Origin of the sequence: Streptomyces sp. 796.1 (genome assembly GCF_047525675.1) — a bacterium.
Taxonomy (GTDB): Bacteria; Actinomycetota; Actinomycetes; order Streptomycetales; family Streptomycetaceae; genus Streptomyces.
The window spans coordinates 375,429-387,247 of record NZ_JBLIWA010000001.1; the positions used below are offsets into that span (position 1 = coordinate 375,429).

The 11,819-nt window shown below is 73.9% G+C and carries 2 protein-coding genes; both read left to right on the plus strand.

The annotated features are described in order from the left end of the window. Positions 1-381 precede the first annotated feature (381 nt). Positions 382-10,257, plus strand: a complete 9,876-nt coding sequence (locus ACMA1D_RS01375; protein ID WP_414721963.1) for an SDR family NAD(P)-dependent oxidoreductase — start codon at positions 382-384, stop codon at positions 10,255-10,257. 28 nt (positions 10,258-10,285) lie between these two features. Then, positions 10,286-11,819 (plus strand): type I polyketide synthase (locus ACMA1D_RS01380; RefSeq protein ID WP_414721964.1); only part of this gene is annotated, 1,534 nt, incomplete at its 3' end.

Below are 11,819 nucleotides of genomic sequence, written 5' to 3' on the forward strand. Positions count from 1 at the left end.
GGGTCCGCGGGATTTCCGCTGCCCATTTTCGGTGAAAGACGCTTCGGACGAGGTCCTGGGAAACATGGGCAAGGCGGCCGTACGAACAGGCAAGCCATACCGCAGATGGTTGCCCGCGACGGCCCCTAGATGATTGCCTCAGGGCGTGCGCCGGGCCTGGAGATGCTGCGACTCGGTAGCTCGGCCCGGCGGTGGGGAAGTGGCGCGGTAACTGCCCGTTCCGGCAGGTGGCGCGCGGCTGACCACGGTGTGCGACGGCCGTCGAGCGGTGCCGGAAGGCGCCCTGACAGAAATTCAGCCGCCGCCCGTACCGCGCTTTTCCGCCGCGGTGCTCCGGTGTGCACGGTCCTGTGTCGAAACGGCCCGAGGGGAAACAGCGTCGTGTCTGAGACCCACCCGTCAAACGAAGCGGCCATAGCCGTCGTCGGGCTTTCCTGCCGATTGCCGATGGCGGCGAACCCGCGGGAATTCTGGGAGCTCCTGACCCGGGGCAAAAGCGCCATCACCGAGCCGCCGCCCGGGCGTTGGACAAGCGGGCAGCCGGCCGACGGAACCGGGCCGGCGACGGATGCGACCGCGGCCCGCTGGGGCGGCTTCCTGGAGCGGATCGACGCCTTCGACGCGGAGTTCTTCGGCATCTCCCCGCGCGAGGCCCAGGCCATGGACCCGCAACAGCGGCTCGCCCTGGAACTCGGCTGGGAGGCCCTGGAGGACGCAGGGCAGCTCCCGGCCGCCCTGCGCGCGACCAAGACCGGCGTGTTCGTCGGCGCCATCTGGGACGACTACGCCCTGCTCCAGGACCGGCAGGGCGCCCCGGGCGGCAACCCGCACGCCCTCACCGGCCGCAGCCGCGGCATCATCGCCAACCGCCTCTCCTACGTCCTCGGCACCCGCGGCCCCAGCCTCACCGTCGACTCCGGGCAGTCCTCGTCCCTGGTTGCCGTGCACCTCGCCTGCGCCAGCCTGCGTTCGGGCGAGGCGACGTTGGCCATCGCCGGCGGCGTCAACCTCAACCTGATCGACCGCGGGGCGGACTTCGACCGCATCGGCGCCCTGGCCCCGGACGGCCGGTGCCGCACCTTCGACGCCGCTGCCGCCGGCTTCGTCCGCGGTGAGGGCGGCGGCATGGTCGTCCTCAAGCCGCTGGAGCGGGCGCTCGCGGACGGCGACCGCATCTACTGCGTGATCCGCGGCGGCGCCGTCAACCACGACGGCCCGGGCACCGCCCTGGCCGCCCCCAGCGCCGATGGGCAGCGCGCCGTGCTGGAGAGCGCGTACCGCAGCGCAGGGGTGGACCCGCGCCAGGTGGGTTACGTCGAACTGCACGGCACCGGGACCCGGGTCGGCGACCCCGTGGAAGCAGCCGCACTCGGTGCCGTGCTCGGCGCAGCCCGCACCGCGCAGGACGCCCCGCTGCTGGTCGGATCGGCCAAGACCAACGTGGGCCACCTGGAGGGCGCGGCGGGCGTGGTCGGCCTCCTCAAGGTGGCGCTCTCGCTGTCCCACGGCACGGTCCCGGCCAGCCTCAACTTCACCGAGCCGCACCCACGCATCGACTTCGACGGCTGGCACCTCAAGGTGGCCACGAGCAACACACCCTGGCCGACCCACCCTGCGGACGAGGCACCAGCAACCCACGAATCTGCGACCCCCGACACGGCAACTCAACCAGCGGTGTCCGACCAGCCCGGCCGGGCGCAGTCGCAGGCCGTCGCGCAGTTCGCCGGCGTCTCCTCGTTCGGGATCGGCGGCACCAACTGTCACCTGGTGCTGGCCGCGGCCCCCGGGGCCGCTGGTTCCGGGGCCGCCAGCGGCGGGGGTGCCGCGGCCGGGACCGCCGCGGGTGGCAGCGCCGCGCCCGGGAGCGGCGAACCCACCCAAGCACCCACCGGTGAGCAGCCGCAGGCCAGCCCGGCGGGCCCGCTGCCCTGGGTGGTGTCCGCGCCGACCGCCGCCGGTCTCGCCGCGCAGGCGGCCCGGCTGGCCGCACACCTGACCGCGGACGCCGAGGCGGCGCCGGCCGACGTCGGCTCGGCGCTGCTGACCACCCGTACCGTCTTCGCGCACCGCGCCGTGGTGCTCGGCGAACGGCGGGCCGACCTGCTCGCCGGACTCGACGCGCTCGGCCGCGGCGACGAGGCGCCGCAGGTGATACGGGGGCGGGCCCGCGCCGGCAAGGTGGCCTTCGTCTTCCCCGGGCAGGGCGGCCAATGGGAGGGCATGGCAAGGGAGTTGTGGGACCAGTCGGTGGTCTTCCGGGAGTCGGTCGAAGCCTGCGCCGCCGCGTTCGCGCCGTACCTGGACTGGTCGCTGCTCGACGTGGTGCGCGGCGCGCCGGACGCACCCTCGCTCGTCCGCGTCGATGTGGTGCAACCGGTGCTCTTCGCGCAGATGGTCGCGCTCGCCGCGGTCTGGCGCTCGCTCGGCGTGGTCCCGGACGCGGTGGTCGGCCACTCCCAGGGTGAGATCGCCGCGGCCCATGTGTGCGGGGCGCTCTCGCTCGCCGACGCCGCACGGATCGTCGCGGTGCGCAGCCGGGCCGTGGCAACCCTGGGGGACGACGCCGGGGCGATGGCCTCCATCCTGCTGCCCGCAGCCTCGGTCGACGCGGACCTGGCCGAGTACGCCGGCCGCATCCACGTCGCCGCGGTCAACGGCCCGCACCACACGGTGGTGGGCGGCGACCGGGCCGCGGTGCTGGAACTGGTCGCCGGGTACGAGGCGCGCGGCGTACGGGCCCGCGCCATGCCGGTCAGCTACGCCTCGCACACCGACCAAGTGGAGCCGGTACGAGGGGAGTTGCTGGAGGCCCTGGCCGACGTCCGGCCGAGCCCGGCGGCCGTGCCCTTCTTCTCCACGGTGACCGGCGAACCCTTGGACACCACCGGCCTCGACACCGACTACTGGTACCGCAACCTGCGCCACACCGTACGGTTCGAGCCGGCCGTACGGGCGCTCGCCGCGGCGGGGCACACCCTGTTCGTGGAAGTCAGCCCGCACCCGGTGCTCACGCTGAGCGTCGAGCAGATCGTGACCGACACGGGGGAGGCCATCGGCACCCTCCGCCGTGACCAAGGCGGCTGGCAGCGGATGGTGTTCGCGGCAGCCCAGGCGTACGCGTCCGGGGCGCCCGTCGACTGGTCGCCCTGGACCGACCGGCGGCGCGCCCGGCGGGTGTCCCTGCCCACCTACGCCTTCCAACGCCGGCGCCACTGGCTGGACGCGGCCACCCCCGGCGGCGGGTCCGGCACCCGAAGCGGGCCCGCGGACGCCCCCGCGGTGACCGAGACCACCCCGGCGACGACCTCCACCCCGGCGGCGGACCCGATCCCGACAGGCCCCGCCCCGTCAGACCCCACCCCGCAACCCACCCTGGACGTCACCGCCGTGGTGCTCGGGGCCACCGCCGCCGCCCTCGGGCACCTGCGCGCGGACGCCTTCGACCCGACCCGTACGTTCAAGGAACTCGGCCTCGACTCGGTCACCGGCGCCGAACTCGCCGCCCGGCTCAGCAGCGCCACCGGGCTGCCGCTGCCCGACAGCCTGACCTTCGACTGCCCCACCCCGCAGCACGTCATCGCCCGCTTGCAGACCGCGATCGACCCGCCGGCGGACGGGCGGCAGCCGGCGTCCGACCCGGCCGCGCGCCAGGAGACCGGGCGTCCCGCCGCGACGGACGAGCCGATCGCCGTCGTCGCGATGGCCTGCCGCTACCCCGGCGGCGTGCACAGCCCGCAGGAGCTGTGGGAGCTGGTGCACGCGGGCGGCGAGGGCACCACCGACTTCCCCACCGACCGCGGCTGGGACCTGGACGGGCTCTACCACCCCGACCCCGAGCACGCCGGCACCTCGTACACCAGGCGCGGCTGTTTCCTGGACGACGTCGCCCGGTTCGACGCCGCGTTCTTCGGGATCTCGCCGCGCGAGGCGGAGGCGATGGAGCCGCAGCAGCGGCTGCTGCTCGAAGTGGCCTGGGAGGCGGTCGAGCGCGGCGGCCTCGACCCCCGGACGCTGCGCGGCAGCCAGGTGGGGGTGTTCGTCGGTGCCATGGCACAGGACTACGGGCCGCGCATGCACCAGCCGCCCGCCGGTACCGACGGCGGCTTCCTGCTCACCGGCTCCACCGCGAGCGTGATCTCGGGCCGCGTGGCGTACGCCCTCGGTCTCGAAGGGCCCGCCGTCACCGTCGACACGGCCTGCTCGTCTTCGCTGGTGGCCCTGCACCTGGCCGCCGGGTCGCTGCGCGCGGGGGAGTGCTCGATGGCGCTGGCCGGCGGGGTCACCGTGCTGTCGCTGCCCGGCATCTTCGTCGAGTTCAGCCGGCAGCGCGGGCTGGCACCCGACGGCCGCTGCAAGGCGTTCGCGGACGGCGCCGACGGCACCGGCTGGGGCGAGGGCGCGGGCCTGGTCCTGCTGGAGCGGCTGTCGGACGCCCAGCGCAACGGACACCGGGTACTGGCCGTGCTGCGCGGCTCGGCCATCAACCAGGACGGCGCGTCCAACGGCCTCACCGCCCCCAACGGCCCCTCCCAACAGCGCGTCATCCAGGCCGCGTTGACGGCATCCGGGGTGGCCGCTTCCGAGGTGGACGTGGTGGAGGCGCACGGCACCGGGACCTCCCTCGGCGACCCGATCGAGGCACAGGCACTGCTCGCGACGTACGGGCAGGGGCGGGGTGCGGGTGACCCGCTGTGGCTGGGTTCGGTGAAGTCGAACATCGGTCACACCCAGGCGGCTGCGGGGGTGGCGGGTGTGATCAAGATGGTGGAGGCGATACGCCGCGGCGTGGTGCCGCGGACGTTGCACGTGGACGCGCCCTCGTCGCGGGTGGACTGGACTTCGGGCGCGGTGGAGCTGGCGACGCGGGAGCGTGCCTGGCCGGTGCTGGATCGGCCGCGTAGGGCTGCGGTGTCCTCGTTCGGGATCAGCGGCACCAACGCCCACCTCGTACTCGAACAGGCCCCCGCGGAAGACGCCCAAGCCACGGACGACACACCCACCCTGCCCGCCGGCCCGACCCACCAGGACCGGACCGCCGAGGACGAGCGCACCGCCGGCCGCCCGCTGGCCTGGCTGGTCTCCGGCCACGACGCACCTGCCCTGGCCGCCCAGGCGGCCAGGCTCGCCCACTGGGCACAGCAGGCGGAGCCGGCCACCGCACCCACCGCGGCCGAGGTGGCCCGGGCGCTGGCCACCTCGCGCACCCACCACACCCACCGGGCCGTCGTCACCGCGCAGGACACCGCCGGCGCCATCGACGGACTCACCGCGCTGGCGGCGGGCAACCCGGCGCCCGGCACCGTCACCGGGACCGCCGCCGGCACCCCGAAGACCGTCTTCGTCTTCCCCGGCCAGGGCCCCCAGTGGGCCGGCATGGCCAGTGACCTGCTCGCCGCCTCGCCCGAGTTCGCCGCCGAACTCGACGCCTGCGCCCAGGCGTTGGAGCCGCACACCGACTGGCACCTGCTCGACGTGCTGCGCCAGCGGCCCGGCGCGCCCGGTCTCGACCGGGTGGACGTCGTCCAACCCGCCCTGTTCGCCGTCGCCTCCGGCCTGGTCGCCCTCTGGCGGGCGCACGGCGTCCACCCGGACGCCGTCATCGGCCACTCCCAGGGTGAGATCGCCGCCGCGTACGCCTGCGGCGCCCTCGGTCTTGAGGACGCCGCCCGCGTCTCGGCCCTGCGCTCCAAGGCGCTGGCCGACGTCGCCGGCACCGGCGGCATGGCCTCCCTGCCGATCGCCGCAGACCGGGCCCGCGACCTGCTCACCCGACACCCGGGCGTCCACCTCGCCGCCCTCAACGGCCCGGCCACCACCGTCGTCGCCGGCGACGCCGACGCCCTGACCGAACTGGTCGCCCACTGCCAGGCCACCGGCATCGACGCCAAGACCATCCCGGTCGACTACGCCTCCCACACCCCACACATGCAGGTACTCCGCGACACCCTGCACACCCTGCTCGCCGACCTCACCCCGCGCCCCGCCCAGGTGCCCTTCTACTCCACCGTCACCGGCGACAGCCTGGACACCACCGCCCTGGACGGCACGTACTGGTACGACAACCTGAGCCGGCCCGTACTGTTCCACCCCACCCTGACCCACCTGGTCGACACCGGCCACCGGCTGTTCGTCGAAACCAGCCCGCACCCCGTGCTGACCGCCAGCATCCAGGACGTACTGCACCCCGACGGCGACCCCGAACCCGGCAGCGCGGCCATCGGCACCCTGCGCCGCGACGCCGGCGGCTGGCCACAGTTCCTCACCGCACTGGCCACCGGCCACGTGCACGGCGCACCGGTCGACTGGCCCCGGGCACTGGGCCGCCCCACCGGCCCCGGTCACCCCGTCGACCTGCCCAGCTACGCCTTCCAGGGCGACCGCCACTGGCTGGGCCCCGCACCCACCCTCGCGGACGCCAGCGGACTGGGCCTGCACCCGGCCGACCACCCGCTGCTCGCCAGCACCACCTGGCTGCCCGACGGGAGCTGGCACGCCACCGCCACCCTCGGCACCGGCGACCAACCCTGGCTGGCCGAGCACGCCGTCACCCACACCCCGCTGCTGCCCGGCACCGCCCACCTCGACCTCGCACTCGCCGCCGGCACCGCGACCGGCTGCCCAAACCTGGCCGAACTCACCCTGCACGCACCCCTGTTGCTCGCCGACGGCCGGCCCGTCCACCTCCACCTGACCGTCGGCACACCCGAACGGACCGAGGACGGCGACGCGGCGGGGGAGCAGCGGCGCAGCGTCCACATCCACTCCCGCCCGCAGGGCACCGACGCCGACCAACCCTGGACCCACCACGCCAGCGGCATCCTCACCACGGCCGGCGCCGCCCCCACCCCGCCCGCGACGCCGGCGCCCTGGCCACCGGCCGGAGCCACCGCGGTCCCACTCGACGGCGCGTACGAGGACCTGGCCGCCCGCGGTCACCAGTACGGGCCCGCCTTCCAGAACCTGCACGCCCTGTGGCGCACCGACGATGCGCTGTACGCCGACGTACGGCTCGCCCCCACCACGGTCACCAGCGGTTTCGGCCTGCACCCGGCCCTGCTCGACGCGGCCCTGCACCCGCTGCTCATCGCCACCGGCTTCGGCCCCGGCGGCACCGAAGGACAGGCTCTGCCCTTTGTCTGGAGCGGTGTCACCCTGCACGCCACCGACGCCACCGCACTGCGGGTACGGATCACCACCAGCGCCGCCACTGACGCCGGTGCCGACGCCGTGCACGTGAGCGCCACCGACCCGGCCGGCGGGCCCGTCCTCACCGTCGACGCCCTCACCCTGCGTCCGCTGGCCCCCATGGGGCTGACCCCCACCCCCGACACCGGGCGCTCCCTGCTGCACCTCGACTGGCACCCGGTCGAGCCGGACACCGCCGCGCCCACCAGCGCCGACACCGCCACCCGCCTCGCGGTCCTGGGCGCCGACGACCGGGGCCTGGCCGCCACCCTGGCCCGGCACACCGGACGCGCCGTCACCCGACACACCCGACTGGTCGACCTCGGCGCGGCCCTGGAAGCGGCGGCCGAACCCGCACCCGACGTCGTACTCGCCCTCCTACCGGCACCCGACCCGGGCCAGGACCCGGCCCGCGCCGCCGCCCACCGCACCGAAACCACCCTCGGCCTGCTCCAGGAGTGGCTGGCCAGCCCGCACTACGCGGCCAGCCGACTGGCCGTGGTCACCGAAGGCGCGGTCGCCGCCAGCGAAGCCACCGCCGCCACCGCCGACGGTCTGGCCGACGCCGCCCTGTGGGGCCTGGTGCGCAGCGCGCAGGCCGAGGAGCCCGACCGGTTCCTCCTCATCGACCTCGACCACCAGGAGGCTTCAGTACGGGCGCTACCCGCCGCGCTCGACCTGGCGCTCTCCCGCGGTGAGACCCAACTCGCCCTGCACTCAGGCGAGATGAGCGTCCCGCGGCTGGTCCCCGCGGCGGCCGACACCCTGACCCCACCCGCCGACGGCGCCGACTGGCAACTGGAGGTCGCCGGCGACGGAGGCACCCTGGGACAGGTCGTACTGGCCCCGGCCGACGCCTCCCACCGGCCGCTCGAACCCCACCAGGTGCGGATGACGGTACGCGCCGTCGGCCTGAACTTCCGCGACGTGATGGTCTCCCTCGGCCTCGTCCCGGTGAAGGTGCCCATCGGCGGCGAGGACGCCGGCACCGTCACCGAGGTCGGCGCGGCCGTCACCGAACTGGCCCCCGGCGACCGGGTGATGGGCATGGCCGCCGCCGGCGGCATCGGTCCCACCCGCATCATCGACCACCGCCTGCTCACTCGCATCCCCGACACCTGGTCGTACACCGATGCGGCCACCGTCCCCGCAGCCTTCCTCACGGCCTACTACAGCCTGGTGGAACTGGCCGGCATCCGGGCCGGTGACACCGTACTGGTCCACACCGCGACCGGCGGCGTCGGCATGGCGGCCATCCAACTCGCCCGCCACTTCGGCGCCGAGGTGTTCGCCACCGCCAGCCCACCCAAGTGGGACACACTGCGCGCGCTCGGCCTGGACGACGCGCACATCGCCTCATCCCGCACGCTGGACTTCGAGACCCACTTCCGGGCCGGCGCCCCCGACGGCGTCGACATCGTGCTCAACTCCCTCACCGCGGGGTCCATCGACGCCTCGCTCCGACTGCTCGCACCCGGCGGCCGGTTCATCGAGATGGGCAAGACCGACATCCGCGACGCGGACCAGGTCGCCGCCGCCCACCCACACGTCCACTACCGCGCCTTCGACCTGCTTGACGTGGACCCCGACACCACCCGGGCCATGCTCGCCGCCCTCGCCCCGCTCTTCGCCGCCGGCACCCTGCGGCCCCTGCCCGCCACCACCTGGCCACTGTCCCGGGCCCGCCAGGCGCTGCGCCACTTCAGCCTGGCCCGCCACACCGGCAAGATCACCCTGGCCCTGCCGCCGACGCTCGACCCGGCCGGCACGGTGCTCATCACCGGCGGCACCGGCACCCTCGGCACCCTGGTCGCCCGCCACCTGGTCGCCAGGCACGGAATCCGTCACCTGCTGCTGCTCAGCCGCAGCGGTCCCAACGCCCCCGGTGCGCACGAACTCCAGGCAGAACTAGCAGAGTTGGGCGCCGTCGCCACCATCGCCGCCTGTGACACGGCCGACCCCGCCGCCCTCGCCGACCAACTGGCCACCGTGCCCGCAGCCCACCCGCTGACCGCCGTCATCCACGCCGCCGGGGCCCTGCACGACGGCACCGTGGACAACCTCACCCCCCAACACCTGGACACCGTCTTCCGGCCCAAGGCCGACGCCGCCTGGAACCTGCACCGGGCGACCCTGGGCCAGGAGCTGGCCGCCTTCGTCCTCTTCTCCTCGGCCACCGCCACCCTCGGGAGCGCGGGACAGGCCAACTACGCGGCGGCCAACGCCTTCCTGGACGCCCTCAGCCACCACCGACGCGCCCGGCACCTACCCGCCACCTCGCTCGCCTGGGGACTGTGGGAGGAGGCCAGCGGCATGACCGGCCACCTCGACCAGGCCCAGCGCGGACGCGTCGTCAGCCACGCCGGACTCACCCCGATCGGCACCGCACACGGCCTGGCCCTGCTCGACACTGCACTGCGCATCGACCGGGCGACACTTGCCCCCTGCCCGCTGACCCCGCCCGCGGACCCGGCCGCCCTGCCCGCCGTCCTGCGGGCCCTGCCAGGCGCCGGCACCCGCCGGGCGGTGGCCAGCGGCGCAACCGACAGCGGCCTGGCCGCGACGCTGGCCACCCTCACCCCCGACGACCAGCATCGACACCTGCTCGACCTGGTACGCGCCCACGCGGCGACCGTACTCGGCCACCCCACCCCGGACGGCATCGTGGCCAACCGGCCCTTCAAGGAGATCGGCTTCGACTCCCTGACCGCCGTGGAACTGCGCAACAGGCTGAACACCGCAACCCGGATGCGCCTGTCACCCACCCTCATCTTCGACCACCCCACCCCGACCGACCTCGCCACCCACCTGCACACCAGGCTGAGCCCCCAGGACGCGGACCCGGCCCAACGCGTGCAACGCGAGCTCGAACGCCTGGAAGCCAGCCTCGCCGACCTCACGCTGGAGCCCGCGACCAGCGCCGCACTGCGGGCCAGGCTCGAAGGGCTGGCCTGGAAGTTGGGCGGGGGCGAACGACCCACGGTCGGGGCGGCCGGGTCCGATGAGGACCTGACGGCCGCCACCGACGACGAGATCTTCGACGTCATCGAGAACGAGCTCGGACTCTCCTGACCGGCCCACGTGAGGATGGTGACTTCCCATGTCTGATGAAGCGAAGCTCCGGGATTACCTGCGCCGCGTGACGGCCGACCTGCGCCGCACCCGCCAGCGCCTCCAGGAGTTGGAGACCGACCGGTTCGAACCCATCGCCATCGTCGGCATGGGCTGCCGCTACCCGGGTGACGTACGCAGCCCGGGCGAGCTGTGGCAGCTCGTCGCCGAGGGGCGCGACGCCATCTCCGACTACCCGACCGACCGCGGCTGGGACCCGGAGGCGCTGTACGACCCGGACCCGGACGCCCCCGGCAAGAGCTACGGCCGGCAGGGCGGATTCCTGTACGACGCGGGCGACTTCGACGCCGAGTTCTTCAAGATGAGCCCGCGCGAGGCGCTGGCGACCGACCCGCAACAGCGGCTGGTCCTGGAGACGGCCTGGGAGACCCTGGAGCGCGCCAACATCGACCCGCACTCCCTGCACAAGACCGCGACCGGGGTGTTCGTCGGCTGCTACTCCCACGACTACGACACCCTCCTCACCAACGCATCGGCCGAGGTCGAGGGTTACATCCCGACCGGCGTCTTCTCCTCGGTGATCTCCGGCCGGGTGGCGTACACCCTCGGCCTCGAAGGGCCCGCCGTCACCGTCGACACGGCCTGCTCGTCCTCGTTGGTCGCGATGCACCTGGCCTGCCAGTCGCTTCGCTCGGGCGAGAGCAGCCTGGCGCTGGCCGGCGGCGTGACCGTCATGGCCACCCCCATGCCCTTCGTGACCTTCAGTCGGCAGCGTGGGTTGTCGAGTGATGGTCGGTGCCGGGCGTTTGCGGAGGGGGCGGATGGGACGAATTTTGCTGAGGGTGTGGGGTTGGTGTTGTTGGAGCGGTTGTCGGATGCGCGGCGGAATGGGCGTCGGGTGTTGGCGGTGGTGCGGGGTTCTGCGGTGAATCAGGATGGTGCGTCGAATGGGTTGACGGCGCCGAATGGTCCGTCTCAGCAGCGGGTGATTCGGGCGGCGTTGGCGGCGTCTGGGGTGGCTGCGTCTGAGGTGGATGTGGTGGAGGCGCATGGTACGGGGACGTCGTTGGGTGATCCGATTGAGGCGCAGGCGTTGTTGGCGACGTATGGGCAGGATCGGTCGGGTGGGTGGCCGTTGTTGTTGGGTTCGGTGAAGTCGAATCTTGGTCATACGCAGGCGGCTGCGGGTGTGGCGGGTGTGATCAAGATGGTGGAGGCGTTGCGGCGCGGGGTGGTGCCGCGGACGTTGCACGTGGACGCGCCGTCGTCGCGGGTGGATTGGTCGGCCGGGGCCGTGGAACTGGTGACCGAGGAGTGCCCGTGGCCGGCGGTGGATCGGCCGCGGCGGGCTGCGGTGTCCTCGTTCGGGATCAGTGGCACCAATGCCCACCTGGTCATCGAACAAGCACCCGTCCCCGTACGGGAGGAGGAAGCCCTTGCCGCTGTCGCCGTCTCAGCCGCCAGCCCCGTCTCTGAGGGCGTCCCGGCGCAGGTCGGTGGCATGCCCTCCGGTGGGGTGTTCGGTGTGGTGCCGTGGGTGGTGTCGGGTGGTTCGGTGGGTG